Annotated in this window: 28 protein-coding genes; 21 read left to right on the forward strand and 7 right to left on the reverse strand. The window is 63.8% G+C overall.

The window, feature by feature from the left end; genetic code table 11:
- Positions 1-53 precede the first annotated feature (53 nt).
- Entirely contained in the window at positions 54-563 is a 510-nt protein-coding gene (locus R2N16_RS11970; protein WP_316665893.1) for a GNAT family N-acetyltransferase, read from the reverse strand.
- A gap of 166 nt (positions 564-729) precedes the next feature.
- Here R2N16_RS11970 and R2N16_RS11975 point away from each other — a divergent pair, with 166 nt between their 5' ends.
- Together R2N16_RS11975 and R2N16_RS11980 are read left to right on the forward strand one after the other, a co-directional pair.
- Positions 730-1,602, forward strand: a complete 873-nt coding sequence (locus R2N16_RS11975; RefSeq protein WP_316665894.1) for a D-amino-acid transaminase — start codon at positions 730-732, stop codon at positions 1,600-1,602.
- Positions 1,603-1,666: 64 nt separating this feature from the next.
- Positions 1,667-2,221 carry a surface-adhesin E family protein gene (locus R2N16_RS11980; RefSeq protein WP_316665896.1) on the forward strand — a complete coding sequence of 185 codons (555 nt, stop codon included), beginning with the start codon at positions 1,667-1,669 and terminating at the stop codon, positions 2,219-2,221.
- A gap of 42 nt (positions 2,222-2,263) precedes the next feature.
- Here the strand turns inward: R2N16_RS11980 and R2N16_RS11985 are convergent, their stop codons facing one another.
- The 3 genes from R2N16_RS11985 to R2N16_RS11995 form a co-directional block, all read right to left on the reverse strand.
- Entirely contained in the window at positions 2,264-2,569 is a 306-nt protein-coding gene (locus R2N16_RS11985; RefSeq protein ID WP_316665897.1) for a hypothetical protein, read from the reverse strand.
- Between the two features lie 87 nt (positions 2,570-2,656).
- On the reverse strand, positions 2,657-3,607 hold the full coding sequence (locus R2N16_RS11990; protein ID WP_316665898.1) for an alpha/beta fold hydrolase: 951 nt from the start codon (positions 3,605-3,607) through the stop codon (positions 2,657-2,659).
- An 86-nt stretch (positions 3,608-3,693) separates the two neighbouring features.
- Positions 3,694-4,614: a LysR family transcriptional regulator gene (locus R2N16_RS11995; protein ID WP_316665899.1), complete on the reverse strand. Its 921-nt coding sequence runs from the start codon at positions 4,612-4,614 to the stop codon at positions 3,694-3,696.
- A 106-nt stretch (positions 4,615-4,720) separates the two neighbouring features.
- On the opposite strand from R2N16_RS11995, the gene R2N16_RS12000 reads away from it, so the two are divergent.
- From R2N16_RS12000 to R2N16_RS12075, 16 genes are all read left to right on the forward strand, one after another.
- Positions 4,721-4,972: a DUF2798 domain-containing protein gene (locus R2N16_RS12000; protein ID WP_316665900.1), complete on the forward strand. Its 252-nt coding sequence runs from the start codon at positions 4,721-4,723 to the stop codon at positions 4,970-4,972.
- A 400-nt stretch (positions 4,973-5,372) separates the two neighbouring features.
- Positions 5,373-5,840, forward strand: a complete 468-nt coding sequence (locus R2N16_RS12005) for a GNAT family N-acetyltransferase (protein ID WP_316665901.1) — start codon at positions 5,373-5,375, stop codon at positions 5,838-5,840.
- A gap of 281 nt (positions 5,841-6,121) precedes the next feature.
- Positions 6,122-6,427: a recombinase-like helix-turn-helix domain-containing protein gene (locus tag R2N16_RS12010; RefSeq protein WP_316665902.1), complete on the forward strand. Its 306-nt coding sequence runs from the start codon at positions 6,122-6,124 to the stop codon at positions 6,425-6,427.
- Between the two features lie 94 nt (positions 6,428-6,521).
- A complete protein-coding gene (locus R2N16_RS12015; RefSeq protein ID WP_316665903.1) occupies positions 6,522-7,589 on the forward strand; it encodes a Rieske 2Fe-2S domain-containing protein in 1,068 nt (355 codons plus the stop codon).
- Positions 7,582-8,355, forward strand: coding sequence for an SDR family oxidoreductase (locus tag R2N16_RS12020; protein ID WP_316665904.1), 774 nt, complete (start codon positions 7,582-7,584; stop codon positions 8,353-8,355). The genes R2N16_RS12015 and R2N16_RS12020 overlap by 8 nt, the downstream gene beginning before the upstream one ends.
- Positions 8,356-8,387: 32 nt before the next feature.
- Positions 8,388-8,924 (forward strand): cupin domain-containing protein, encoded by a 537-nt coding sequence (locus R2N16_RS12025; protein ID WP_253542638.1) that lies wholly within the window; start codon positions 8,388-8,390, stop codon positions 8,922-8,924.
- Between the two features lie 4 nt (positions 8,925-8,928).
- Complete coding sequence (locus R2N16_RS12030; RefSeq protein ID WP_316665905.1) at positions 8,929-9,831, forward strand: alpha/beta fold hydrolase; 903 nt, start codon at positions 8,929-8,931, stop codon at positions 9,829-9,831.
- A 12-nt stretch (positions 9,832-9,843) separates the two neighbouring features.
- Positions 9,844-10,671, forward strand: a complete 828-nt coding sequence (locus tag R2N16_RS12035) for an IclR family transcriptional regulator (protein ID WP_316665906.1) — start codon at positions 9,844-9,846, stop codon at positions 10,669-10,671.
- Between the two features lie 2 nt (positions 10,672-10,673).
- The gene (locus R2N16_RS12040) at positions 10,674-11,477 is read left to right on the forward strand and encodes an SDR family oxidoreductase (protein WP_316665907.1); all 804 of its coding nucleotides are present in this window, start codon (positions 10,674-10,676) and stop codon (positions 11,475-11,477) included.
- A complete protein-coding gene (locus tag R2N16_RS12045) occupies positions 11,470-13,197 on the forward strand; it encodes a thiamine pyrophosphate-binding protein (RefSeq protein ID WP_316665908.1) in 1,728 nt (575 codons plus the stop codon). The genes R2N16_RS12040 and R2N16_RS12045 overlap by 8 nt, the downstream gene beginning before the upstream one ends.
- Before the next feature lie 32 nt (positions 13,198-13,229).
- A complete protein-coding gene (locus tag R2N16_RS12050) occupies positions 13,230-14,033 on the forward strand; it encodes an aspartate dehydrogenase (RefSeq protein ID WP_316665909.1) in 804 nt (267 codons plus the stop codon).
- Positions 14,034-14,049: 16 nt separating this feature from the next.
- A complete protein-coding gene (locus tag R2N16_RS12055) occupies positions 14,050-15,552 on the forward strand; it encodes an aldehyde dehydrogenase (protein ID WP_316665910.1) in 1,503 nt (500 codons plus the stop codon).
- 47 nt (positions 15,553-15,599) lie between these two features.
- Positions 15,600-16,562, forward strand: coding sequence for a VOC family protein (locus tag R2N16_RS12060; protein WP_316665911.1), 963 nt, complete (start codon positions 15,600-15,602; stop codon positions 16,560-16,562).
- Positions 16,563-16,583: 21 nt separating this feature from the next.
- Positions 16,584-17,534 carry a PDR/VanB family oxidoreductase gene (locus R2N16_RS12065; protein WP_316665912.1) on the forward strand — a complete coding sequence of 317 codons (951 nt, stop codon included), beginning with the start codon at positions 16,584-16,586 and terminating at the stop codon, positions 17,532-17,534.
- Positions 17,535-17,709: 175 nt separating this feature from the next.
- Complete coding sequence (locus R2N16_RS12070) at positions 17,710-18,810, forward strand: porin (RefSeq protein WP_316665913.1); 1,101 nt, start codon at positions 17,710-17,712, stop codon at positions 18,808-18,810.
- 71 nt (positions 18,811-18,881) lie between these two features.
- Positions 18,882-20,285 (forward strand): MFS transporter, encoded by a 1,404-nt coding sequence (locus R2N16_RS12075; RefSeq protein WP_316665914.1) that lies wholly within the window; start codon positions 18,882-18,884, stop codon positions 20,283-20,285.
- Between the two features lie 65 nt (positions 20,286-20,350).
- Here R2N16_RS12075 and R2N16_RS12080 read toward each other — a convergent pair whose 3' ends face one another.
- A complete protein-coding gene (locus R2N16_RS12080) occupies positions 20,351-21,229 on the reverse strand; it encodes a 2-hydroxy-3-oxopropionate reductase (RefSeq protein WP_316665915.1) in 879 nt (292 codons plus the stop codon).
- A gap of 302 nt (positions 21,230-21,531) precedes the next feature.
- On the opposite strand from R2N16_RS12080, the gene R2N16_RS12085 reads away from it, so the two are divergent.
- Positions 21,532-21,660: a hypothetical protein gene (locus R2N16_RS12085; RefSeq protein WP_316665916.1), complete on the forward strand. Its 129-nt coding sequence runs from the start codon at positions 21,532-21,534 to the stop codon at positions 21,658-21,660.
- Here R2N16_RS12085 and R2N16_RS12090 read toward each other — a convergent pair whose 3' ends face one another.
- Both R2N16_RS12090 and R2N16_RS12095 read right to left on the reverse strand, forming a co-directional pair.
- Entirely contained in the window at positions 21,661-22,179 is a 519-nt protein-coding gene (locus R2N16_RS12090; RefSeq protein ID WP_316665917.1) for a cupin domain-containing protein, read from the reverse strand.
- 17 nt (positions 22,180-22,196) lie between these two features.
- Positions 22,197-23,402: a sterol desaturase family protein gene (locus R2N16_RS12095; protein WP_316665918.1), complete on the reverse strand. Its 1,206-nt coding sequence runs from the start codon at positions 23,400-23,402 to the stop codon at positions 22,197-22,199.
- Between the two features lie 292 nt (positions 23,403-23,694).
- Between R2N16_RS12095 and R2N16_RS12100 the strand changes: the two genes are divergently transcribed.
- Positions 23,695-24,267: a DUF4337 domain-containing protein gene (locus R2N16_RS12100; protein ID WP_316665919.1), complete on the forward strand. Its 573-nt coding sequence runs from the start codon at positions 23,695-23,697 to the stop codon at positions 24,265-24,267.
- Positions 24,268-24,375: 108 nt separating this feature from the next.
- On the forward strand, positions 24,376-25,095 hold the full coding sequence (locus R2N16_RS12105; protein ID WP_428984119.1) for a hypothetical protein: 720 nt from the start codon (positions 24,376-24,378) through the stop codon (positions 25,093-25,095).
- Positions 25,096-25,695 lie beyond the last annotated feature (600 nt).

The raw sequence follows: 25,695 nt of genomic DNA on the forward strand, positions 1-25,695 counted from the left end.
TTACAGAAGATATACGGATGTTGCAAATTGTAACGGAGTGAAGCGATGACTGCTCACGGCAGCGGGCGCTCCATCAATTCTGCATCCTCGCCGTAGAGGGCCCGCAGCCCTGCCAACGCGGCGCTATCCATGTCGGCGGACTGATAACCCAGGCGACGCCAGAAGACATCCGCGCCTTGCACCGCCACCAGCCGGGATTGGCGCAGGCCCTGTGCCTGGGCGCTGGCGGATGCAATGGCGTAGAGCCGCTCGCCCAAACGCTGGCCACGGCCGGCCGGCGCGATGGCCATGTCGTGCAGGAACCAGAGCACATCGGCCGCATCGGTGGTAGGCAGCGGCACGTGCAATTTGGGCGGCGTCCATGCGTGCCACGCATGCGACAGCAGGTACCCGACCACATCGGCCCCACGCAGCGCGACCAGGCACATGGCCGGGCTGCGTGCCCAGCGGCTGGCGAGCGCATCGCCCGGTTCCAGAAACCCGTCGCCGTAACAGGCCTGCTGTACGGCCAGGATGCCGGGCAAGTCGTCTGCAACGATCTGGCGGATGGTGAGTTCGGACATGGGCGCGCGGTGGGCCGAGAAGCGGCAGAGTTTACCGGACGTGTTCCGCGCATCATGCTGTTTTCGCATAACGTGGGCACACATCGGTATTCGCGGCATGGTGCACGTATCCTGTAAATTCGTTGGCAGGGCAGTCCCGCCCGCACTTGAATTCCTTTCTCCCAGCATGTCCCGAATCATCTTCCTGAACGGCCAATACGTGCCGACCGCCGAAGCCACCGTCTCCGTCATGGACCGTGGCTTCACCTTTGCCGATGGCATCTACGAAGTGACCGCCGTGGCGCGCGGCAAGCTCGTCGACAACGATGCGCACCTCGCCCGCCTGACGCGCTCGCTGTCCGAGATCGGCATCGACAACCCGTACACAGCCGCCGAATGGACGCGTGTGTGCGAAGAGCTGGTGGCGCGCAATAGGCTGGAAGAGGGCGTGGTGTACATGCAGGTCACGCGGGGCGTGGCCGAGCGCGATTTCGGCATCCCGGCAGACATCACGCCGACGGCCGTGGCGTTCACGCAGGTCAAGTCCATCGTCAACAGCCCGCTGGCGAAGAAGGGCGCGACCGTAGTGACGGTGCCCGACCTGCGCTGGAAGCGTTGCGACATCAAGAGCGTGGGCCTGTTGCCGCAGGTGATGGCCAAGCAGATTGCCGCCCGCGCCGGCGCGCACGAAGCCTGGATGACCGATGGCGACCGCGTGACCGAAGGCGCGTCGTCTACCGCGTTCATCATCACCGCCGATAAGCGCCTGATCACGCGCCCGCTGTCGAACGCCGTGCTGCCCGGCATCACACGCGTGTCGATCCTGGCGCTGGCGCGCGAACATGGCCTGACGCTGGAGGAACGCACCTTCACCGTGGCTGAAGCCCAGCAAGCTGCCGAAGCGTTCTACACGAGCGCGTCGACGTTCGTGATGCCGGTGGCGTCCATCGACGGCGTGCAGATTGGCAACGGCCAGCCCGGGCCGCTCACGCAGGCATTGCGCACGCTGTATCTGCGCTTTGCCGGCGTGGATGTTGCCGAGCCCATCGACCAGATGTGACGTAAGCGGTTGCGCCAGCGCGGTAGAATCGCCCGCTCAGTTTTTGCAGCAAGGCGAGACATCCATGAAAACAGGAGGCTGGCGCTGGCAAAGCGCCATCGCGGCGGCCGCTCTGGTTGCCGCGCAGTGGGCAGCGATGCCCGTATCCGCACAATCCGTGTCGGCGTCGGCCGCTGTGCCGACGGTGTCCGCGCAAGCCGTTTCGAGCAATGCGGCACCCGCGCTCGAATCAGCCAGCACCGATTCCCGCTGGCGCCGGTTCGAGGGCATCAACGGCATCGTGTCGTATATCGACCGGCAATCGGTCAAGCCGCAGCCAGGCGCCCAGGCGGACGCCGACACGCACACCGTGCACTTCCGGCTGCTGCGCAACGTGCTGCCCGACTTCACGATCAAAACGGCAGACGGCCAGCCGATTCGCTCGTCGGTCAAACAGGTGGTGCTCGATTGCGCCCGACATAGCTACACGGTGATTGCGCAAACGCTCTACCGCGCGCGCAATGCAACGGGCAAGCCGCTCTACCAGATTCACTACGGCGACGAGGCACAAAGCCGCTCGCTGCGCGAAGGCAGCGTGTTCGAGTGGATTGCCGGCCGCTTTTGCGGGGCGGGCCACTAACGCTGTGCTCAGCAAGGGCGGCGTCAATGCCGCCCCACGTGTTCAGATCGGCGCGGCTTCCCGGCGGTCGCCGTTCTCGCTTTCTTCGCGGCCTCGCGCGTAGGGCTGCCGTTCCTGCTCAAGCTCCGGATAACGGCGTGAAGCGAAGCCCATGGCGGCTTCGTACGAGCCGAACTGGTTGGATTCGGCGGCCACGCCGTCGTTGACCAGGATTGCGTACCACTTCCCGTACAGCGGGCCGTACACCACGACCTTGCTTTTCATTGTCTTGTCCCTGTTTCTTTTGTCGATGGCCTGCGACGCGGTTTGCGCGAAGCGGCGGCTCGAGCCGTCCGGGCGCCAGGTCATGGCGCGCCGTCAGCGTGGTGGCGGACGATGATTACAGCGTGTTACACGCACGTCAACGTTTGCGTTGGGCGCAATGCTCTAATGGCTTCAGACCAGGGCGAGCGTGCCAGCCACGCGGGCTTGCCGCAGTTCGGCGGGCTCGTGACCTGATTCGACGTAGTCGGCAAAGCGGCGGATGCAGTCCGCCACCCAGTCGGGGCGATGCAGGGGCAACCAGTGGCCGGCGTCGACCTCGTGGCGCCAGTAGTGCGACACCCAAGCTTCCACGGCGCGCGTAACGGCGGGGCTGACATAGCGGTCGCGCGTCGGCACGATCAGTTGCACGGGTGCATGCGGTGCACGTGCCTGGGGGCGGGCGAGGCGGTCGCGAAAATTTGCGCGATACATCCGCACGCCGTTGCAGGCATCGCGCACAAGCGTCGGCCGCTGGGCTTCGACGCGAATGCCTTCTGTCTGGTGCAGCCACCACGGCCACGCGCGCGCCACCCACAGCCGCCACGACCATTCCGGCACCAGCGGCAGGTGGAAATACCCCACGTACCACGATTGCAGCCGCTGCTTCCACACGGCGCGCTTGGCGGTCCATGTGCCGGCATCGAGTTGCGTGCGCATCCAGTGGCCGACGTGGTCCAGGCACGGGCCCGAGATCGACGTGTACGACGCGATGCGCCCACGCAGCCGATCGGTCGTGACCGATTCCCAGCTATGGATGGAGCCCCAGTCGTGCCCGACCAGATGGAAACGCTCGCCGGGCAGCAGCGCATCGACTACGGCGGCAAGGTCGTCGACAAATTCGGGGATGCGGTAACCGATGGTGTCTGCAGGCGCGTCTGACAGGCCGGCGCCGCGCACGTCGAAGGTGACCACGCGGCGGTCGCGCGCCAGGGTATCGCGCACGCCGTGCCAGACGGAACTGTCGTCCGGATAGCCATGCACGAGAACGATGGCAGGGCGCTGCTGCGCCGAATGGTCGGCGGGCTGTGTCATGCGGGCATGCAGGCGAATGTCGCCGGAGCGCACCACGTGGCTGCTATGCATGGGCGGGCCTCCAGGAAAAGGGCGCGGTGAATCTCTGCAGGCTACGGGGTGATGGGGCGATGCGACAACGCGTGTTTTCACCCGTTTCAAGCAGTGTGTGGCGCACTCGGGACGGAGTCAGCCTGCAGCAACGGCGTGGCGGCGGTGAAGGCCGCCAGATGCTCCAGCAACGTACGCACCTTGCGTGGCAACTGCTGCTGCGGCCACACCGCGTAGATGGGCCGCTGCGGCGTACGCCATTCCGGCAGCAGGCGCACCAGCCGGCCCGCCTCCAGGGCCTGATGGCAGAGCGTGTGCGGACAGTACAGCAGGCCAAGGCCGGCTTCGGCCAGCGTCACGCCCAGTTCGATGTCGTTCAGGTCGCAGCGTCCACGAGGTTGCAGTTCGATGGTTTCTGCGCCATCGGGGGAAGTGAAGCGCCATGTCGAGAGCGGCGACGACACCAACAACCCATGCGCTTGCAGTTCGTGCGGATGTTGTGGCGCGCCGTGCTCCGCCACGTACGCAGGTGACGCCACCAGGACCATCCCGATGGCACCCAGCCGGCGCTGCCGCAGCTTTGGGTCGTCCTGCTGGCCGACGCGGATGGCAAGATCGGCGCCATGCCGCCACACGTCTTCATTGCGGTTGCTCAGCGACAGCTCCAGGCGGATCTCCGGCCACGTCGCCATAAAGCTCGCATACGCGGGCGCCAGCAGCCCGCGCGAGAGGTTCAGTGGCGCTAGCACGCGCAGGGTGCCCTTCACCTGGTTCAGATCGTCGTCGAGCGTGGCGGCGGTTTGCGCAAGCGCGGTCAGCAGCGGGCGGCATTGCTCGTAGTAAAGCTGGCCCTCTGGTGTCGGCTTCAGGCTGCGGGCGCTGCGCAGCAGAAGCTGGCAACCAAGCGAGGCCTCGAGCTTCTGCAGGCGCCGGGTCAGCGTGGCGGGCGGCAGGTTGGCGTGACGGGCCGCAGCCTGCAGGCTGCCGTGGTCCACGATGGAGACAAAGAGCGCCAAGTCGTCGAGCATGATTCCATTTTTGGAATTTAAGTTTCAATAAACGTCTATAGTTTCTTGAAACGCGGTTGTCTAGCATACCGTCAATCACATTTGATGGCTTGCAAGGAGAACCGCCATGTCGATGCCTGTTTCCACTCCCACACGTCTTCGCATCATCTTTGCCTGGCTGATGTCCGGCCTGATGTCGCTGTTGATGACGGGCTGGATCGGCTGGATCAACGCCGGTATCAGCCCTGACTTTCTCGCCCGCTGGGCGCATGCCTTCGTGCTGGCCTGGCCGGCTGCCTTCACCGTCGTGCTGATCGCGGCGCCGGCGGTACAGCGGCTGACGCAGCGCCTGGTGGTGCCCAATGCCGTGCAACCCTGAAAAGAAAACAGCCCACCGGGAGGACGGTGGGCCGCAAGGTTGACAGCAGGAAAGACCGATGAAACGGACGCCGGACTGACATCCCGTATGGTCCGGCGATATGGCTGGTACAACACCCGACCCTTATCGTAGTGACGCTGATGTGCGTGGAGATCGCACTGCCCGATACCGGGTCGTGACCGGGCCATGGAGCGCACTGTAGAGGGTCGATGCTTTCAGCAAACTTTCTTCGGGCGCTGGGTCGTCTACGGAGTATCCCTAGGATCGACGTGCCGGCGTGCTGCTGCTGGAGGCGCTTTCGGTGCTCGGCGTTCGCTAAGCCATCGGCAGGAAAGCCGGCAGCATGCAGGGGGCGGGTGGCTGGCAGAATGCCGGAGCGTTGCCACTCAATCAGCCCACCATGCCCGCACCTGCCGACCTCCAGATCCGCCCCATCCACCGAGACGACTTTGCCGCCTGGAAACCCCTCTGGGATGGCTACAACGCCTTTTACGGCCGCGCGGGTGAAACCGCCTTGCCCGACGTCGTCACGCAGACGACGTGGCAGCGCTTCTTCGACGAAGCGGAGCCTGTCCACGCGCTGGTGGCCGAGCGTGGCGGCGAGCTGCTCGGCATCGTGCACTTTCTCTACCACCGCAGCACCACGCAGATCGGCATGAGTTGCTATTTGCAGGATCTGTTCACGGTTGAGGCTGCGCGCGGGCAGGGCGTGGGCCGGGCCTTGATTGAGGCGGTCTACCGGCGCGCGCAGGCGGATGGGCTGCCACGCGTCTATTGGCAGACGCACGAAACCAACACGACCGCCATGCGGTTGTATGACACGCTGGCGGACAAGTCTGGTTTCGTGGTCTACCGCAAATTGTTCTGAGCGGCTAACGGCATCCAGTAAGACGTGAAGTAACGCGTGCTGGCGCGGACACAGGCTGCCCGGGGCCGGCGCTTGGAACGCAACGCAAGCGCGGCGCCAAGACCTGCGTCCAATGCGCGATCCGGCGCATGGGCCGCCCACTGCCGACTCATTTTTCTGCAAACCATAGGGTAATCCCGCATCTGCGATTTCGAAGACGCGGTCTATAGTTGCACCTGTGTTCCAGATATTAACAGACGTTTCATAGGTAAAACAAGCGAAACGTGATGGAGTCGACAGAAATGCAATCGCAATACAACCCCGATCTCGCTCCGTGGGAGCCCATTTCTCCGAACAACGTGGCGGGCAAGGGCCGTGTCGAGCGGCCCGGCCACGTCGCCAATCTGGTGTGGCAAACGCGCGCAACCGAGCCGACAGCCTATGAGAACCAATTGGCCGATTCGCTGGAGGCGGCATTTCTGGGCGGCGCGCAAACGCCGGCCGACATCGTGGCCGTGCTGAACGAGCGCGGCCCGCGCAATGCCGCCGGCGGCGAGACCTGGACGGAAGACACGTTCCTGGCCGAGATGCGCCGCCTGGGCGCCTGAGCCGAGGCCCGGTTCAACACGACCGTTCCAACACGATTCGACGCCGCGCCGCTCGCAGAGGCGCCCGGCTCAACCCCATCAGAAGAGGCAAGCAATGGAAGGCAACAAGGAAGCGCAGAAGGAAGCGCGCATCAACACCGGTCTGCGCAACTACTGGTATCCGGTGGCGGCGTCGTGGAATGTGAAGAACGCGCCGGTGGGCATCACCCGTTTAAGCCAGAACATCGTGCTGTGGCGCGATACCGCCGGCCAGGTGCATGCGCTGGAAGACCGCTGCCCGCACCGCGGCGCACGCCTGTCGATGGGCTGGAACCTGGGCGACCACGTGGCTTGCTGGTACCACGGTGTTGAAGTGAACGGACAGGGTACGGTGACGAGCGTGCCGGCCGTTGACGCTTGCCCCATGGAAGGCAAGACCTGCGTGCGCAGCTACCCGGTGCAGGAGCGCGCCGGCGCCATTTTCCTGTGGTTTGGCGACAAGGCCCCGTCAGAGTTCGATGACGCTGTCGGCACGCTGCGCCTGCCCGAAGAACTGACCAGCGACGAGCACAGCCACTTCCTCTGCTTCGCGCATTGGAACGTCAACTACCGCTATGCCATCGACAACGTCATGGACCCGATGCACGGTGCGTACCTGCACGCCGTGTCGCACTCGATGGCCAGCGGCGAGAAGAAGGCCGTGATGGAAGTGGTTGAAACCGACCACGGCATCATGTTCCAGAAGACCGGCCAGCGCGGGGTGAACTTCGATTGGACCGAGTTTGGCGAGACCGGCACGATGTGGCTACGCCTGTCGATTCCGTATCAGCCGAAGGTCGGCCCCGGCGGCCCGTTCACCATCATCGGCATCGTGACGCCGGTCGATGAAGCGCATTGCATCGTCTACTTCTGGCGCACGCGCCACGTGCAGGGCTGGCAGCGCGACGTGTGGCGCTTCCTGTATCGCAACCGCCTGGAAGGTCTGCACTGGGATGTGCTGGAGCAGGACCGCGTGGTGCTGGAGTCGATGGCACCCGAGGCGCGCGATCACGAAACGCTGTATCAGCACGACATCGGCATCACGCGTATCCGCCGCGTGCTGGCACGCCGCGCCGCGGCTGAACTTGCCGATGCGCCGGTCGCCATGCTCAAGCCCGTTCCCACGGAAGCCCAACATGCCTGAGCGCAATTCAACCACCGGGTTGCTCGCTGGCCGCAAGGTCCTCGTGACCGGCGCTGCGCGCGGACTGGGTCTGGCGTTTGCCAAGTCGATTGTCGAAGCCGGCGGCGCGGTTGCGCTGGCCGACATTCTTGGCGAACGCGTGCAGCAAGAGGCCGCGGCACTGCGTGCGGCCGGCTTCGAAGCACACGGTTTCACGCTCGATCTGGCCGATCCCGCTTCGATTCAGGCGTGCGCTGCTGCGGCTGCGCAGGCACTGGGCGGCCTCGACGGGCTCGTCAACAACGCAGCCATCACCAATTCGGGTGGGCGCGATGCATCGTCCATCGATGTTGACACCTGGGACCGCGTGATGAACGTCAACGTGCGCGGGACGTGGCTGATGACGACGGCTTGCCTGCCGGCGCTCAAGGCGTCGGGCCGCGGCGCCATCGTCAACCTGTCGTCGGACACACCGCTGTGGGGCGCGCCGAACCTGCTGGCGTACGTGGCCAGCAAGAGCGCTGTCATTGGTATGACCAAGTCGTTGGCGCGCGAATGCGGCGCAGACGGCATCACGGTCAACGCTATCGCACCCGGCCTGACGCTGGTGGAGGCCACCGAATACGTGCCCGGGCATCGGCATGCGCTGTACCGCGACCAGCGCGCCATTTCACGCGATCAGTTGCCGGACGACGTGTGCGGCGCCGTGCTGTTCGCGCTGTCCGATCTTTCCCGATTCGTGACGGGCCAGACGCTGGCCGTCAACGGCGGCTTTGTCATGCAGTAACGCATCCACACATTATTCAGAAGAGGTATTCGATGAGCGATCTCTCCGAACAACAGCAAGTGCAACGCACGTGGGACCGCCCGGAAGGGGCGTCGTTTGAAGACTGGATGAACAGCCGCGTGGCACGTTTCTCCACCCGTCGGTACGACTGGGACGCCCTCAAGTTTCAGGCCGACTACGACCCGAAATACCGTCGTGCGCAAATGCGCTACCTCGGCACGGGCGGCACGGGCGTGGCGGCTGACACCAACACGGTGCCGGCGGAGCACTTCACGTTTTCGACCATGGTCATTCCGGCCGGTCATGAGGGGCCGTCGCACCTGCACACCGATGTGGAAGAGGTGTTCTTCGTCATTCGCGGCAAGCTCAAGCTTGTTCTGGAGAAGGACGGCGAACGCTACGAGACCATCCTCACCGATCGCGATCTCGTCTCGGTGCCGCCCGGCGTGTACCGCGAAGAAATCAACATCGGCGATGAAGACGCCCTGATGTGCGTGATGCTCGGTGCCAAGAAGCCGATCACCCCGACGTACCCGCCCGAGCATCCGCTCGCCAAGATCAAGCGTTGATGCCATGAGCGTGCAGGCTGTCATGTCTTCCCATCCGTTCCGTGTTGCCGACGCGCTCGCCGTGCTCGGCGCCGGGTTTGCCGAGCGCACCATCGCGATCAACGTGCGAGGCGATCGCATCGGCTATCGGCAATGGGGCGAGCGCGGACCGGTGGTGGTGCTGTTGCACGGCATCAGCTCTAGCGCTGCATCATGGCTGCCTTGTGCGCATGTTCTTTCGCAAAGCATGCGCGTGCTGGCTTGGGATGCGCCGGGCTACGGCAATTCCACCCCGCTTGAACACGTTGCGCCGCGCGCCGCCGACTATGCGGTGCGGTTGCGGGCATGGCTCGCAGCGTTGCATGTGACACCTGCGGCGATGGTGGGGCATTCGCTGGGCGCGCTGATGGCATCGGCGTATGTGGCCGAAGCGCCCGTGGCGATGCAGCCGAAGTGCCTGCTGCTTCTGAACCCGGCACAGGGCTACGGCCAACCGGGGCAGGAAGACAAGGCCCGCAGCGTGCACGCCCAGCGGCTAGCAACACTCGACCAGCTCGGCATCGATGGCATGGCGGAGTCGCGTCACGCACACCTGCTGCGCCCGAATGCCACCGACGAAGAACGTGCCTGGGTGCGCTGGAACATGAAGCGCCTCAACGAGGGCGGCTATCGCCAGGCCGTGGCGATGCTCAGCGGCGACGACATCAGCGCCTACCTGCGCAAACGCCCCGCGTCGACGCCGGCGCAAATCGCTTGCGGCGATGTGGATGGCATCACGCCGCCGCAAGGCTGCGAAGCGCTAGCCAAGACGTTGGGTCTGCCGTTTGCGCTTGTGCCGTCTGCGGGGCACGCCTCTTATATCGATGCACCTGACGCTGTTGCAGGCTGGATCGAACACGCTGTTCTCTCCCAATCTCAAAACACCTAAGCGCCAAGACGTATGAGCAACGACCTCATCCCAGAAGACGTGCAGGAAAAATACATCGTGCCGGGGCTCGAACGCGGCCTGCGCCTGCTGTGCGAGTTCAGCCACAAAGACCGCGTGCTGTCTGCGCCGGAACTTGCGCGCCGCCTGAAGGTGCCGCGCTCCACGGTGTTCCGCCTGCTGACCACACTGGAAGTGATGGGCTTCATCGAACGCGTGGACGGTGGCCGCGATTTCCGCCTCGGCATGGCGGTGCTGCGCCTGGGCTTTGAGTATCTCGCCTCGCTGGAGTTGACCGAGCTGGGCCGCCCGCTGCTCGATCGCCTGCGTGACGACATTCACTACCCGTGCAACCTCGTCGTGCGCGACGGCCGCTCGATCGTCTACGTGGCGAAATCGGTGGCGCCCACGCCGTTCACCAGCTCGGTGAATGTCGGTACGCGCCTGCCGGCACATGCCACGGTGCTGGGTCGTGTGCTGCTGGCAGACCTGTCGCTGGCTGAACTCCGCCAGCTTTATCCGGAGCCGCAACTGGAGGTGTTTTCCGCCAACACGCCGCGCACGGTGGAGGAGCTGTTCGAGATGGTCCAGCGTGACCGCGAGCACGGCTACGTGCTGCAGGAAGGGTTCTTCGAAGCCAACATCTCGACGATTGCTGCGCCGGTCCTGGACCGCGCCGGCAAGGTGGTGGCTGCGCTCGGCACGACCATCCCGTCGCCGCGCATTGACGCGGCACAACTCGATCTGATGATCGACAAGGTGCGCGCCGCTGCCGGTGAACTGTCTTACTTGCTGGACTACCGCCCCGCCAGCGGCAAGGTCGTCAACCTGTTCCGGGAATGACCATGCCGATGATCGACCTGAGTGGCAAGACCGCTGTCGTGACCGGAGGCTCCTCCGGCATTGGCCTTGCCACCGTTGAACTGCTGCTGGAAGCCGGTGCCGCCGTGGCGCTGTGCGGCCGCAATGCCGAACGTCTCGCACAAGCCGAGCAAGGGCTGCGCAGCCGCTTCCCGAATGCCGGGCTGCTTGCTGCAACGTGCGACGTGCTCGACACCGCGCAGACGGCTGCGTTTGCCGATGCGGTGGAGCAAACGCTCGGCCCCGTCGACATGCTGGTCAACAACGCTGGCCAGGGCCGCGTCTCGACGTTTGCCGATACCGACGATGCCGCGTGGACGCAGGAACTGCATCTCAAGTTCTTCTCCGTGATTCATCCGACGCGCGCTTTCATGCCGCAACTGGAGCGCTCGGAGCACGGCGCGATCGTCTGCGTGAATTCGCTCCTGGCGCAGCAGCCCGAGCCACACATGGTGGCCACGTCGGCCGCGCGTGCCGGTGTGCTCAACCTTGTGCGATCAATGGCGACCGAATTTGCACAAAAGGGCGTGCGCGTCAACGGCATCCTGATCGGGCTGGTGGAGTCCGGCCAATGGCGCCGCCGCTTCGAGGCTCGCCCCGAAGAAGATCGCCATCTGGACTGGGCCGCGTGGACGCGCCGCCTTGCCTCGCAAAAACATATTCCCCTTGGACGCCTGGGCCTGCCAGAAGAGGCAGCCCGCGCCATTCTGTTCCTTGCCTCGCCGTTGTCTTCGTACACCACGGGCAGCCACATCGATATCTCCGGAGGACACTCCCGTCATGCTTAATAGACAACAACAGGAACAACAACTGGTCACGGTGGGTCACGCGATTGCCGCCTTCCTGGAGGCCTGCGAGGTCAAGGCGGCCTTTGGCGTCATCTCGATCCACAACATGCCCATCCTGGATGCGATGGGCGAGCGCGGCAAGATCCGCTTCATCATGGCGCGCGGTGAGGCCGGCGGCACCAACATGGCCGACGCCTACGCCCGTACCACGGGCGGCCTGGGCGTCTGCCTGACCAGCACCGGCACCGCTGCCGGCAATGCGGCGGGCGCCATGGTGGAAGCACTGACCGCCGGCACGCCGTTGCTGCACATCACGGGCCAGATCGAAACGCCGTACCTGGACCAGAGCCTCGCGTACATCCACGAAGCGCCGGACCAGCTCACGATGCTCAAGGCCGTCTCCAAGGCTGCCTTCCGCGTGCGCAGTGCAGACACCGCCATCAGCACGATGAAGCTGGCCGTGCAGACCGCGCTGACGGCCCCGGCCGGCCCGGTAAGCGTGGAGATCCCCATCGACATTCAAGCCGCGCTGATCCCGATGCCGGATGATCTGCGCCCGCTGCAGGTACCGCAGCATGTGCCGTCGGCCCATGCGCTGGATGAGCTGGCCGAGCGCCTGTCGCGCGCACGCCGTCCGATGCTGTGGCTGGGCGGTGGCGCCCGTCACGCCGCCAAGCAGGTCAAGCGCTTGTTGGACCTCGGCTTTGGCGTGGTCACCAGTACGCAGGGCCGCGGCATCGTGCCGGAAGACGATCCGCGCTCGCTGGGCGCGTTTAACCTGCATAAGCCGGTCGAAGCGTTCTACCAGACGTGCGATGCCATGGTCGTGGTGGGCTCACGCTTGCGCGGCAACGAAACGCTCAAGTACGAACTGAAGCTGCCGCGCCCGCTGTACCGCATCGATGCGGATGCGTCGGCGGAAGGCCGTTGCTACGCCAGCGACTACTTCGTGTGCGGCGATTCGGCCCTCGCGCTGGACGGCCTGGCTGATCGGCTGGAAAAGAAGATGCAGATCGACGCAGCCTTCGCTGCCGACTTGCGTGCCGCACACGACACGGCAGTGGGCGGGCTGATCGATGGCCTTGGCCCGTACGCGAAGCTGGTGGAGGCGTTGCAAGCCGCAGTTGGGCGCGAATTCAACTGGGTGCGCGATGTGACGGTGTCGAACAGCACGTGGGGCAATCGTCAGCTCCGTATCTTTGATTCGCGTGCGGGCGTGCATGCCCTGGGTGGCGGCATTGGCCAAGGTTTGGCGATGGGCATCGGTGCGGCCATCGGTTCGGCTGCAACCGGATCGGGCAAGACCACGTTCTGCCTGGCCGGCGATGGCGGCTTCATCCTGAACCTGGGTGAACTGGCCACGGCCGTGCAGGAGCGCGCCGACCTCGTCATCGTGCTCATGAACGACAAGGGTTACGGCGTCATCAAGAACATTCAGGACGCGCAATACGGCGGCCGCCGCCACTATGTGGACCTGCACACGCCGGACTACGCGGCACTTGCGCAGTCGCTGCAGTTGCGCCATCGCCGCGTGTCGGACCTGGCCGACGTGGGCAGCGCATTGAATGAAGCGACCAGCGGCGAGGGCCCGTTCCTGATGGAGATCGACATGCTCTCCATCGGCAGCTTCAAGACCATCTTTGCGGGCCCGCCGGTCAATCAGCAGGCCAAGGACGGCCAGGGCGAACGCGCAGCCGAGCGCACGACGGTGGTGGCGTGAACCTGCCACCGAGCCAATTCAAGGAGCCGGACATGCTGCATGTATCGATGGTCGGGTGCGGAGCGATCGGGCAGGGCGTACTGGAGCTGCTCAAGAGCGATCCGGACGTCTGCTTTGACGCCGTGATCGTGCCCAAGCACGCGATGGACAAGGCGCGCGAGGCCATCGCTCCGTTCGCGCCGAATGCGCGTGTCATGACGCATCTGTCGGCCGATGCGCATCCGGATCTGCTGGTCGAATGCGCTGGTCATGACGCGCTTGAAGAGCACGTGTTGCCGGCGTTGGAGCAGGGCATTGATTGCCTGGTGGTATCGGTGGGTGCGCTGTCCGAACCCGGGGTGGCCGAACGGCTGGAGGCCGCGGCCCGGCGTGGCAACGCGCAAGTGCAACTGCTGTCGGGCGCCATCGGTGCCATCGATGCACTGGCCGCTGCGCGCGTTGGCGGGTTGGACGCCGTGATCTACACCGGCCGCAAGCCGCCGCGTGCCTGGAAGGACACGCCGGCCGATCAGCAGTTTGACCTTGATGCGCTGCGCGAGCCGACGGTGATCTTCGAAGGCAGCGCACGCGAAGCTGCACGCCTGTTCCCGAAGAACGCCAATGTGGCGGCCACGCTGTCGTTGGCCGGCCTCGGGCTGGAGCACACGCACGTCAAGCTGCTGGCCGACCCGACGGTGGACGAGAACATCCATCACGTCGAGGCGCGCGGTGCCTTTGGCGGCTTCGAGCTGACGATGCGCGGCAAGCCGCTCGCGGCCAATCCAAAAACTTCTGCGCTGACGGTGTTCAGCGTGGTGCGTGCGCTGGGCAACCGCGCGCACGCCGTTTCGATTTAAGCGAGGCCATTGCGCCATGACTGTCTCTACCCTGAACGCAACCGCAACATCCCTGCTGCCCATCTGCATCGCAGGCGAATGGCGCCTCGGCACTGGCGAGCGCTATGTCACGCGCTACCCCGCCACGGGCGAAGTGGTGGCTGAACTCAACGCTGCCAGCGTCGCCGATGTGGAAGAGGCTGTGGCCGGTGCCTATCGGGCCTTCCTCTCCGGCGGCTGGGCGCAGCGTAAGCCGCACGAGCGCGCTGCCGTCTTGTACCGGGTAGCCGAGTTGATCCGTTCGCGCAGCGAAGCACTGGCACAACGCCAGCGTCTGGATAACGGCAAGCCGATCAACGAGACGCGCGCCCTGGTGGCGAGCGCTGCCGCCACGTTCCAGTTTTTCGGTGCCGCATGCGAGACGCTGGAAGAATCGCTCACGCCCGCGCGTGGCGATTGCCTGACGATGAGCGTGCACGAGCCGATGGGTGTGGTGGCCGCCATCACGCCATGGAATTCGCCCATTGCCAGCGAAGCGCAAAAGATGGCGCCCGCGCTGGCCGCAGGCAACGCCGTCGTCGTCAAACCGGCCGAAGTCACGCCGCTGATGGCGCTGGAACTCGCCGCCATCTGCGAAGAGGCGGGTGTACCCAAGGGCATGATCAGCGTGCTGCCCGGCAAGGGCTCCCTCATTGGCGATGCGATCACCAAGCACCCGCTGGTGCGCCGCGTGTCGTTCACGGGGGGCACGAACACGGGCCGTCATATCGCGCACATCGCGGCTGACAAGATGATGCCGGTGTCGCTCGAACTCGGTGGCAAGTCGCCGACGATGGTGTTTGAAGATGCGGATATTGACCACGCGGTCAATGGCGTCCTGTATGGCATCTTCAGCTCGTCGGGCGAATCGTGCATCGCGGGCTCGCGCTTGTTTGTGGCGCGTTCGCTGTACGAGCCGTTCATGGATCGCCTGGCCGCTGCCGCAGCACGCCTGCGCGTCGGCAATCCGGCCGATGAATCCACGCAAATGGGCCCGCTGATCACCGATCGCCACCGCGAGACCATTGAGTCGTACGTCGCCATGGGCGTGGAAGAGGGCGGCCACCTGCGCACGGGCGGCTTGCGCCCGGAAATTTCCGGCTGCGAGTCGGGCTACTTCTACACGCCGACCATCATCGAAGGCCTCACCAACAGCGCACGCATTTGCCAGGAAGAGATCTTCGGCCCCGTGCTCGTTGCCATGCCGTTCGACGATGAAGACGAGCTGATCGAACAAGCCAACGACAGCGTCTACGCACTGGCCGCCGGCATCTGGACGCGCGATTACAAGCGCGCGTGGCGCATCGGCCGCGCGGTGCAGGCCGGCAACGTGTGGATCAACACGTACAAGCAGTTCTCGATTTCGACGCCGTTTGGCGGCTGGCGCGACAGCGGCCTGGGCCGCGAGAAGGGCCGGCTTGGCATCCTGCAATACATGGAGCAGAAGAGCCTCTACTGGGGCCTGAACGAACAACCGCTGGCCTGGGCCAACGCCAATTGAAGCTGAAGCCGAAGCTGAAGCAAACGCCCGGACCACAGGAGATGAAGATGAACACGATTCGAGGCATCGACGAAATCGTCTACGGTGCCGACGACCTCGCCGCCTGCAAGCAGTTCTTCCAGGATTGGGGGCTTGCCCTGCAATCGGAAGACGCTTGCGGCCTGCTGTTCGAAACGCTCAACGGCTGCCGCGTGCGCGTCAAGCGCAGCGACGATGCCACGCTGCCGCCCGCCATGGAAGCCGGCCCGACGCTGCGCGAAGTGATCTGGGGTGCCGATTCGCAAGCAGTACTCGACCGCCTGGCCGACAAACTTGCCGACCAGCCCGGTTACGTCCACGCCGACGGTCGGGTCGGTTGCACCGATCCGAACGGCCTGGCAGTGCGCGTGCAACTGACCGTCAAGCGCGATATCGACGTGCAATGCGCTGAGATGAACACGTGGACGGACAAACCGCGCCGCAATCAGCCCAGCCCGATCTACGAACGTGCCACGCCCATTGAAGTGGGCCACGTGGTGTTCTTCGTGAAGGATGTGGCCGCCACGGAGCGCTTCTATATCGACAAGCTCGGCTTTGTCCCGTCCGACCACTACCCGGGCCGTGGGGCGTTCCTGCGCTGTGAGCCGGAAGGCGGTCACCACGACCTGTTCCTGCTGCAAACGCCGCAGGCCAAGAGCGGGCTCAACCACGTCGCCTTCACGGTGCGCGACATCCATGAAGTGTTTGGCGGCGGCATGCATGTGTCGCGCTGTGGCTGGGATACGCAACTGGGTCCGGGTCGGCACCCGATTTCGTCTGCGTACTTCTGGTATTTCAAGAACCCCGCCGGCGGCCTGATCGAGTACTACGCCGATGAGGACCAGCTCGATGCGGACTGGCAACCGCGTGATTTCGAGCCCGGCCCGACCGTGTTTGCCGAATGGGCCATCGACGGCGGCATTGACGGCAACACACGCCGGCAGAAGAACGCCGTCGGCCCGGAAGGCAAGTTCCTGACGGAAAAGCGCTGAAACGTTGCAGAGAGAAGTTCTATGAATCCCCCCCTCAACCTGCGCGTGCACGCCATGCGCTACGAAGCCCAAGGCATCGTGAGCGTGGAGCTGCGCGATGTCGACGGCAAGACCCTCCCCGAGTACGCCCCTGGCGCGCATATCGAACTGCATCTCGGTAACGGGCTGGTACGCAGCTATTCGCTGTGCGGCGCGCCGGAGGTGCGTGACCGTTACGTGGTCGGCGTGCTGCTCGACCGCCATAGCCGCGGTGGCTCGCGTTACGTGCACGAGCAGTTGCGCGTGGGCTCGACACTCAAGATTGGCGGCCCACGCAATCACTTCGAGCTGGACGAAACCGCGCCGCGCACGGTGCTGGTCGCGGGGGGCATTGGCGTGACGCCCATCGTCTGCATGGCGCGTCGTCTGGCCGAGCAAGGCAAGACGTTCTCGATGCTGTACTGCGCACGCTCGCGTGCCGAAGCCGCCTTTGCCGATGAGCTGGCCGCACATGGCGATGCGGTGCGCTTCCACTTGGATGCTGAAGCAGGCGGCCCGCCCGATCTGAAAGCGCTGCTTGCAGGGCATCCGGCCGATACGCATTTCTATTGCTGCGGCCCTGGCCCGATGCTGCGGGCTTTCGAGGCCGCTTGTGAGGAACTCGGCTACGCCAACGTCCATATCGAACGCTTTGCGGCGGATCCCGGTGTGGAGTCGGTGCAGGAGGGGGAGTACCAGGTCAAGCTCGCCCGCAACGGCGCGGAGCTGTGTGTGCCGGCAGGCAAGTCGCTTCTTGACGCGCTGCTCGAGATTGGCGTCGAAGTGGAACACAGCTGCAAGGAAGGCGTGTGCGGTTCGTGCGAAACACGCGTGCTGGAAGGCGAGCCCGACCACCGTGACAGCGTGCTCTCCAAGAGCGAGCGCGCATCCAACCAAACGATGATGGTTTGCGTATCCGGCTGCAAGGGCAAGCGGCTGGTGATTGATCTGTAAGCGCAGGATGGTTTGGGCGCAGGCCTGACCAGCCGCGCTCTCTTTTTTGCGCCGTGTTTTTCTTTTAAACGATGTTTCGTATACGAAACAAGGCAAGCATCACAACCAGCTCGTCCACCAAGACGGCGATAACAACTGGCGGGGCGGACACCTTGTCCAGTGGAGGAAACAGCAAATGAAGACAACCTTGATCGCCATTGCGGCGATGAGCCTGGCAGGCACGGCGGCAGCCCAGAGCAACGTGACGCTGTACGGCAGCATTGATGAAGGCGTGGCCTACATCAACAGCCTCAAGAGCGGCGCCGCCAGCGGCTCGGCCCTGCGCATGGACCCGGGCACGATGCAGCCGGACCGTTTCGGCCTGCGCGGCTCGGAAGATCTTGGTGGTGGTACGCAGGCCATCTTCCAGTTGGAGTCGGGCTTTCTGGGCGACACCGGCAGCAGCGTGGTGGCCGGCAAGCTGTTCAACCGGACCGCGTGGGTGGGCCTCACCAACGATCGCCTGGGCAACATCCAACTCGGCCACCAGGCGGACTTCATGTTTGATTACCTCGGCCGCCTGAGCAACGGTTTCCAGCTCACCAATTTCTACCTGTTCCACCCCGGCAACTTCGACAACCTGGCCAACCAGTTCCAGATCGACAACGCCGTGCGCTACGTCTCGCCCATCTTCGGCGGGCTGCAGCTGGGCGGTATGTACGGTTTTGGCGAGGTGCCGGGTTCGCCCTCGAAGAGCCGCAGCTACAGCCTGGGCGCGTACTACACCAACGGCGGTTTCCGTGCAGCCGCGGCCTTTACGGCATCCAATGACCGCGCGCTGGACATTGCTGGCCGCCTGGGTATCACCAATACGCTGGGCACGACGCTGGTGCCGGGCGTGATGACGCCGATGAGTTCGGTCAAGTCGTTCGGTACCGGCGCGCTGTACCAGTTCAGCGGTCTGCCGGTGCAGATCAACGCCGTCTACACGCAAACGCGTATCACGCTGGGCGGCGCCAATGCCCGCACGCAGAACGTCGACCTGGGGACTGCGTGGCACTACAGCGCGGCCAACACGCTCAACGTGGGCTATACCTTCAGCAAGTACGAGGGCGCACGTTGGAACCAGTTCAGCCTGGGTAACGTGTATGCGTTCTCCAAGCGCACGCAGGTGTACGTGCAAGGCACCTACCAGCGTGCGGCTGGTGATGCGCAGTCCGCTGCCATCAACGGCGTGGGTGTGTCGGCGCAGCGCAACCAGCTCGTTGTCAGCACCGGGGTGCATCACTCGTTCTGACGTCCTGACCCAATGCGCGCCGCTGGGCAGCGATCCAGTGGCGCCGCAACATCCCCTGGAAGGAGCTTCACATGAAGCCAGGTGTTTTGATTGATAACGGAATTGACCACGATGGGCCGCTGGGCGCGATGAGCCTGGGCAAGATCGTTGCGCGCATCGAGCGGCTCAAGAGCAACGGAATGCACGTGCGTGCGCGTCTGCTGATCGGGCTTGCGACGTTCTTCGATGGCTTTGACGTGATCGTCATTGCGGCTACGCTGCCGCTGCTGATCGCGCAATGGCACCTGACGCCGGCGCAGATTGCTTTTGTGATCGGCGCGCCCGGCATCGGGCAGTTGATCGGTGCGCTGGTGTTTCCCATGTTTGCGGAGCGATTCGGCCGCGTGCGCATGATCGGTTATAGCGCGGGCATCATTGGCTTGATGAGCCTACTGTGCGGCCTGGCGCCCAGCTTTACCGTGTTTGCGGCGCTGCGTATCGTGCAGGGCATCGGCTTGGGTGGCGAGTTGCCCGTGGCGGCCACCTACATCAACGAAGTCACGCGCGCGCATGGCCGCGGGCGTTTCGTGCTGCTCTATGAGGTGGTATTCCCGATTGGCCTGCTGGTGTCCAACGCGCTGGGTGCGTGGCTGGTGCCGCATTTCGGCTGGGAGGTGATGTACTTCCTCGGCGGCATTCCGCTGGTGCTGTTCTTCACGTTGCCCAAGGCCGTGCCGGAGTCCCCGCGCTGGCTGGCGACCCATGGCCGCCTGGCCGAGGCCGACGCCGCGCAGGCACGCTTTGAAGCCAAGGCCAAGGAGCCGCTGCCGCCGCTGGGCGATACCTCGGCCTTTGAGCAGATGTCGCACCGCCACCCCAAGCGCGGCATGCGCGATCTGTTCGGTCCCGTGTACATCAAGCGCACAGTGGTCGTGGCCATGCTGTGGGCAACGTGCGGTTTCATCCAGTACGGTCTGTCGACGTGGCTGCCGACGGTCTACAAGACGATCTATCATGCGCCGCTCCAACTGGCACTGAACCTGGCGGCGCTGGCTTCGGTACTGGGTGTGGTCGGCTCGTTGGTCTGCGCGATGATCGTCGACAAAGTGGGGCGCAAGCCCGTGATGGTGGTGTCATTCGTGCTGTGCGGCGTCTCGCTGGCGCTTGCTGGGCTGCTGCACGGGCAGTCGCTCTATGTGGTGGCGGGGTTGTGCTCGTTGGCGCTGGGGTTGATGGCGTGCGGCTTCATTACCGCGTATGTCTATACACCCGAGCTGTACCCGACCAATATCCGCGCGATCGGCTGCGGCATGGGCGGCGCATGGCTGAAGATTGCCGCCATCTTTTCACCGATGCTGATCGGCTCGACCATCGGCTCGGGCAACGTCAGCAATGCGTTCTTGCTGCTGGCCTTGGTGCCCATACTGGCGGCGGTCACCATCCACTTTCTTGGTATCGAGACCAAGGGAAAGGTGCTGGAGCAGCTTGAGCTGTAGGCCGAAGGCAGTCGATGGTCGTAAAACGGGGGCGACGCTTGGTTGGGCACGCACCCCGTTTTGCTTCATGCGATGGAGTGGTCCGCCATCAGTTCCAGCGCGCGCACCATCGCGGAGTGGTCCCACGCCTTGCCCCCGTTAGCGGCGCACACGTTGAAGAGCTGCTGCGCAGCGGCGGTGTTCGGCAGGGCGATGCCGAGCTTGCGGGCGCCTTCCAGCGCCAGGTTCAGATCTTTCTGGTGCAGCTCGATGCGGAAGCCCGGATCAAACGTCCGCTTGATCATGCGTTCGCCATGCACTTCGAGAATGCGCGACGAGGCGAATCCGCCCATCAACGCCTCGCGCACACGTGCCGGATCAGCGCCGGCCTTGGATGCAAACAGGAGCGCCTCGCCCACTGCCTCGATGGTCAGCGCCACAATGATCTGGTTGGCCACCTTGCACGTCTGTCCGGCGCCGGAGTCGCCCACGTGCGTGATGTTCTTGCCCATCAAGGCGAACAGCGGTCTGGCACGCTCGAATGCCGCTTCCTTGCCGCCGACCATGATCGTGAGCGTCGCATCGCGTGCACCGACTTCACCGCCTGAAACAGGCGCATCGAGGTAATCCGCCCCAAGTGCTTCGATGCGCTTGGCAAAGGCCTGCGTTTCAATCGGCGAGATCGAACTCATGTCGATGAAGAGCTTGCCTGCAGCCAGGCCCTGCGCGACCCCGTCTTCGCCAAACAGCACATCGGCCACGTCCGGCGTGTCCGGCACCATGGCGATGACGATGTCCGCCGTTTGCGCCACCGCCGCCGAGTTGGGGACAACGGTGGCGCGCGAACGCAAATCTTGCGGCACGGAATGCTTGCCGCTGACGATCAGGGTGTGGTCGCCCTTGAGCAGGTTGCGGGCCATATGAGCACCCATGATGCCCAGACCGATGAATCCGATGGTAGCCATGATGTTCTTCCGAAGGCGTCTGTGTGAGGTGGATGGGGAGCGTGCGTCACGCCGCAGCGCGTGTCACAAGCGTAGATCAGAGGTACCGATGAAGACCAGACGGGGCCGCCATGCTGTGCGCTCCAAGATGCATTGGAGCGGCGCCCTGTCGGCGTTTGCGACGCGCAGTGCCCATGCGGAAACGCGGTCCGGAAATAAGGGCCAAGAAGCGTCATTGCTCGTGCAATGGTTTTGGAGCCCCCTCCCATAGACTGAAAACGTGCCGATAAGACAGCTATCGGGCAGGCAGAGAGGGAGGAGATATGTCCACCAAAGCCACAGCAGCGAACTGGATCGTCGTCCTGACATGCGCGTACATGGAGTACAGCACATGGGGAGGTATGAGCGTCTACCGCCGCACGGTCGGCTATGAAAGCGTGGTGTGGTGCTGATCAGGGCACCGACGGCTTGGGCAACAACCTTTGGATGAGATCGCCATGTGCCGAATACTTTGCCAGCAAAGCACCGCCGTCAGCCAGTTCGAACTCGCTGAACTCGAACCCCGGCGCAACGGTGCAGCCGACCAGCGCATATCCATGTTCACCCGGCACGCGCTCGGCCGCAAACCAGCGGCCTGCCGGCACCACCGCCTGGTACACCGTCATCGCATCATGGGCCGTGTGGCCCAGACGATGCGTGCGCACCGTACCGTCAGCCTCCAACACATGCACATTGAGTGAGTCCCCCGCATGGAAGTGCCACAACTCGTCCGACTGGATCCGATGCCAGGCGGAATATGCATCATCCGCCAACAGGTAATAGATGGCGGTGGCAGCCGCACGTTCGACGGGCGGGATGCCTCGCTGGATGCGTTCCTCACTGCGATAGGTTTCGCGATAGAAGCCGCCTTCCGGGTGCGGTTCGAGACCGAGGCGGGCGATGAGGCGCAAAGCAGCGGCGGCGAGCGGCATGATGAGAAACCTTCGACTCAGTTCTGCTGACGCCGGAACGGAAAGCGCTGCTGGTTGACGAAGCCGTCGGGCATGTAGTCGCCCACCACGCCGTACTTCTCTGGGAAGGCCTTCTTCGATTTCACCGCGGTACCGAACAGGTAATCGATGAAGGCGAAGTGCGCGGCGTAGTTCTTGTCGATCGCTTCGTCTTCCGACGAGTGGTGCCAGTGATGGAAATCCGGCGTCACGAAGATGTACTTCAACGGCCCCCACGGCAAGTGCACGTTGGCATGATTGAACACCGCCTGGAAGCCCACGATGATGATGTAGACATCGACCACGGCCTTGTCGAACCCCAGTACGAACAGGGGCCCCAGTACTGCCACCCGCGTAACGATCAGCTCAAGAATGTGCTGACGCGATCCGGCCAGCCAGTCCATCGTCTTCACGCTGTGATGCACGGCATGGAAGCGCCAGAGGAACGGCACCTCGTGATACGCGCGGTGCGTGACGTACTCCATCAGGTCGGCCACCAGCATGCACAGCAGCAACTGCGGAATGAACCAGATGTGTTGCACCATCTGCTGGAAGTCCGCATGCACCATCCATCCGAACACGCGGTGGATCAGGAAGTTCACCACCAGCAGCACCAGCCCCACGATGAAGTGGTTCACCGCAAAGTGCACCATATCGGTCTGCCATTCGGCGCGGAACACCGGCTGCTTCTTGTAGAGCGGGAACAGCTTCTCTAGCAGCACGAAAATCGCCGTCGAGCCGAGCAGGTCGAGAATGAACCAGTCCATGCCGATATACGGCGTGTGATCCGGAAAATCGCCCACCGGCACGCGCGAGCCGCCCAGCGCAACGGCAACCACCACAAACAGGAACGCCAGGCCGTTCAGGCGACGGCGGTTATCCAGCACGATATTCGCCAGCGATAACCCGCCCGAGATCAACAGCGAGACAAACAGAATCTGTCGAATTACATCCACCGAATACGCGCGCCGCAATTCGGGCGTCGTCAGATACTGCGGAAAGTGAAACGCCAGCACACCCAGCAAGCACAGAAAACCCAGCACCAACGCCAGGATCGTGCCGATCATGCCGCGTCCGAACTTCAGGCCGCCGTTGGCATGCAGCAGCGCATTGGCATCGCGGATCGTCGCGTCGGCCACGCGGACGATGGCAGGGTGGTGTTCCTCTTCGGGCAATGGCGCCAAAGGCTTTTGGGACGCATCCATGGGTCTGACTCGCAGTATTGTTTTGTTTTATTAACAATGCGATTGCCAATCGAATATTGGCCCTCATTCGCATTGCTGCGCGATTATACGGACCCGTTTCGGGTATTCAACGGCGCTATTTTTGGCGTAAAGATTGTCTACGATTGACGCGCTTTTCCTGTGTGCATCGGTGTCAGGCATCTGCAGTGTTGGATGCGCATCGCAGGGCGTTGCCTTTCCGCGCAGGGCCATGCATTGTGAGGCCCGTGCCTGAGACAGGCCTACGACATACAAGACTGGAAGGGGAGCAACCATGTCCGAAGAATTTCACGTACACGGCGCGCATGATCACGCGCTCGAGCACGCAGCAGAGAGCGGTCACGCCGACAGCTTTGCTGGGCGCATCGCCGTCATGACGGCGATTCTCTCGACGGCCGGCGCCGTCTTCGGTTACCAAGGTGGTGCCACGCAAAACGCCGCGCTACTCGCCAAGAACGAAGCCGCCATCCACAAGACCGAGGCCGCCAACCGCTGGGCCTATTACCAGGCCAAAGGGCAGAAGCAGGCGATTGCCGAGCTGACGGCCCAACTGCCCGGCACCGATCAGGCCGCCGCCAAGCGCGAAGCCCAGCGCTACGCCGTCGAGAAGGAAGACATCCGCCGCCAGGCCGAAGACCAGGAACGCCTGGCCAAAGAGGCCGACGAGGCCAGCGAGCTTGCCGTGCATCACCACCACCGGTGGGCGCAAGCGGTGGTGGCCGTTCAGGTGTCGATCGCGCTGGCAGCCATCACGTTGCTTTCCCGGCGGCGCTGGATGCAGGTGCTTTCGTACGCCGTGGGCGCTGTCGGTGGTGTCGTGGCCGTGCTGGCGCTGCTTCACATCTGACCGCCTACGGCGCGCTGTTCGTCCGGGCGGTTGCGTGCTCGCATACCCGGCCGCCAGAATGGCGCTCTTGCCGGAGGCCTCCGCCTCCGTGAATCTGGAGCGAAAACCATGGTGGTTGGAATGTGGGTGCGGCGAGCATTGATGATCGCAGGCTTGTCGGTCAGCGCGTGGGCCATGGCGGCCGGCCCAGTCGTCGAGCCAGGCGAGTACGTCTACATTCTGGGCGGCAGCGCGAGCGGCGCAATGACAGTCAAGGGCAACAGCTTCAACATCACCACCATCGGCGGCAACTGCCACACGTGCGCCATTGAAGGCACATTCCGGGGCCGCATCGGCGTCGACAAGGACGAGGGCAAGTGCCGCATTGCCGTGTCGGGCAGCAGGGATGCGCTCAAGCTCGATTCATCTGCCACCGCCGAGGCCTGCCGAGATTTCTGCGGCATGCGCGCCATGTTCGACGGCGACTACCGCCGCACACCCGCCGCCTGCACAGATCGCCAGCGCCAAGCCCGCATCGGCCAGGCCCATAAGCAATACGCCGCCAAGGATTACGACGCAGCCCGCACAACGCTACGTTCGCTGATCTCCGATTGCGACGCCTTCATGGACTGGATCGAGCGCGACAAGGCCCGCAGCGATCTGGCCGTGACCGAATACCATCGAGGTGACAAGGCCCAGTGTCTGGCCGTGCTGTCCGAGACGACTGCCGTCAAAGCACAGGCCGACGCATCACTGAGCCTGCCGCCGTGCGACGCCGACAACTACGCATCGACCAGCAAGGCGATCCTCTACAATCAGGGACTGTGCAAGGCGCCGGTCAAACATTGAGGCAGTTGCGCCTCTCTATATATACGTAAGAGGCGATCAGGTACCAATGGCACCCCCGATCCGTGCCGCTGGCAGGCCGGGCGCGGCGTTCGGCGGCCTTTCAACCCCGCCTTAACGCGGGGTCTCATCGCGTAGCAGGCAGGTGATCAACAAGATTTTTGCGAGTGGCTCACAAAAAAGCTTGCCAGCCGTGCATCCGCGCATTAGTATTCGCCCCTCGCTGCAAAACACAGCGCCGAAACGCAAGGGACGGCGGGGTGTTGAAGTGGCGGAGAAGCAGTGTTGGAGCGGGTTTCCGGTCGATTGAGAGGTTGGCGATTGGCAGGGGGTCGAGAAGTGGTTAGCAGCGAGTTGGCGGATAAAAATTCTTCGACGAGTTGTTGACAGCGACAAAAAAGCTCTGCATAATCTCGTTTCTCTGCTGCGAACAACGCAGCGACGCGATAAACAAAGTTGATCGCGAAGTTCTTTAACAAGCAAACAGCCGATAAGTGTGGGCGCTTAATACTGGATGCGACGAACGCGAGTTCGTTAGCTTACAAGTAATGAAGTGCTCGCACAGAAGTAAGGTTTGAACGAAAGTTCAAGTCAGATTCTGAG

This window comes from Ralstonia psammae (genome assembly GCF_958405935.1).
Classification (GTDB): Bacteria; Pseudomonadota; Gammaproteobacteria; order Burkholderiales; family Burkholderiaceae; genus Ralstonia; species Ralstonia psammae.

Coding starts and splice junctions, on each gene's coding strand:
- R2N16_RS12065 (WP_316665912.1), top strand. CDS start 16,584: ATGAATCCCCCCCTCAACCTGCGCGTGCACGCCATGCGCTACGAAGCC.
- R2N16_RS12085 (WP_316665916.1), top strand. CDS start 21,532: ATGTCCACCAAAGCCACAGCAGCGAACTGGATCGTCGTCCTGACATGC.
- R2N16_RS12010 (WP_316665902.1), top strand. CDS start 6,122: ATGCAATCGCAATACAACCCCGATCTCGCTCCGTGGGAGCCCATTTCT.
- R2N16_RS11985 (WP_316665897.1), bottom strand. CDS start 2,569: ATGACCTGGCGCCCGGACGGCTCGAGCCGCCGCTTCGCGCAAACCGCG.
- R2N16_RS12025 (WP_253542638.1), top strand. CDS start 8,388: ATGAGCGATCTCTCCGAACAACAGCAAGTGCAACGCACGTGGGACCGC.
- R2N16_RS11990 (WP_316665898.1), bottom strand. CDS start 3,607: ATGCATAGCAGCCACGTGGTGCGCTCCGGCGACATTCGCCTGCATGCC.
- R2N16_RS11975 (WP_316665894.1), top strand. CDS start 730: ATGTCCCGAATCATCTTCCTGAACGGCCAATACGTGCCGACCGCCGAA.
- R2N16_RS12055 (WP_316665910.1), top strand. CDS start 14,050: ATGACTGTCTCTACCCTGAACGCAACCGCAACATCCCTGCTGCCCATC.
- R2N16_RS12040 (WP_316665907.1), top strand. CDS start 10,674: ATGCCGATGATCGACCTGAGTGGCAAGACCGCTGTCGTGACCGGAGGC.
- R2N16_RS12045 (WP_316665908.1), top strand. CDS start 11,470: ATGCTTAATAGACAACAACAGGAACAACAACTGGTCACGGTGGGTCAC.
- R2N16_RS11980 (WP_316665896.1), top strand. CDS start 1,667: ATGAAAACAGGAGGCTGGCGCTGGCAAAGCGCCATCGCGGCGGCCGCT.
- R2N16_RS12080 (WP_316665915.1), bottom strand. CDS start 21,229: ATGGCTACCATCGGATTCATCGGTCTGGGCATCATGGGTGCTCATATG.
- R2N16_RS12020 (WP_316665904.1), top strand. CDS start 7,582: ATGCCTGAGCGCAATTCAACCACCGGGTTGCTCGCTGGCCGCAAGGTC.
- R2N16_RS12075 (WP_316665914.1), top strand. CDS start 18,882: ATGAAGCCAGGTGTTTTGATTGATAACGGAATTGACCACGATGGGCCG.
- R2N16_RS12095 (WP_316665918.1), bottom strand. CDS start 23,402: ATGGATGCGTCCCAAAAGCCTTTGGCGCCATTGCCCGAAGAGGAACAC.
- R2N16_RS12050 (WP_316665909.1), top strand. CDS start 13,230: ATGCTGCATGTATCGATGGTCGGGTGCGGAGCGATCGGGCAGGGCGTA.
- R2N16_RS12105 (WP_428984119.1), top strand. CDS start 24,376: ATGGTGGTTGGAATGTGGGTGCGGCGAGCATTGATGATCGCAGGCTTG.
- R2N16_RS12030 (WP_316665905.1), top strand. CDS start 8,929: ATGAGCGTGCAGGCTGTCATGTCTTCCCATCCGTTCCGTGTTGCCGAC.
- R2N16_RS12100 (WP_316665919.1), top strand. CDS start 23,695: ATGTCCGAAGAATTTCACGTACACGGCGCGCATGATCACGCGCTCGAG.
- R2N16_RS12060 (WP_316665911.1), top strand. CDS start 15,600: ATGAACACGATTCGAGGCATCGACGAAATCGTCTACGGTGCCGACGAC.
- R2N16_RS12000 (WP_316665900.1), top strand. CDS start 4,721: ATGTCGATGCCTGTTTCCACTCCCACACGTCTTCGCATCATCTTTGCC.
- R2N16_RS12070 (WP_316665913.1), top strand. CDS start 17,710: ATGAAGACAACCTTGATCGCCATTGCGGCGATGAGCCTGGCAGGCACG.
- R2N16_RS11970 (WP_316665893.1), bottom strand. CDS start 563: ATGTCCGAACTCACCATCCGCCAGATCGTTGCAGACGACTTGCCCGGC.
- R2N16_RS11995 (WP_316665899.1), bottom strand. CDS start 4,614: ATGCTCGACGACTTGGCGCTCTTTGTCTCCATCGTGGACCACGGCAGC.
- R2N16_RS12035 (WP_316665906.1), top strand. CDS start 9,844: ATGAGCAACGACCTCATCCCAGAAGACGTGCAGGAAAAATACATCGTG.
- R2N16_RS12090 (WP_316665917.1), bottom strand. CDS start 22,179: ATGCCGCTCGCCGCCGCTGCTTTGCGCCTCATCGCCCGCCTCGGTCTC.
- R2N16_RS12015 (WP_316665903.1), top strand. CDS start 6,522: ATGGAAGGCAACAAGGAAGCGCAGAAGGAAGCGCGCATCAACACCGGT.
- R2N16_RS12005 (WP_316665901.1), top strand. CDS start 5,373: ATGCCCGCACCTGCCGACCTCCAGATCCGCCCCATCCACCGAGACGAC.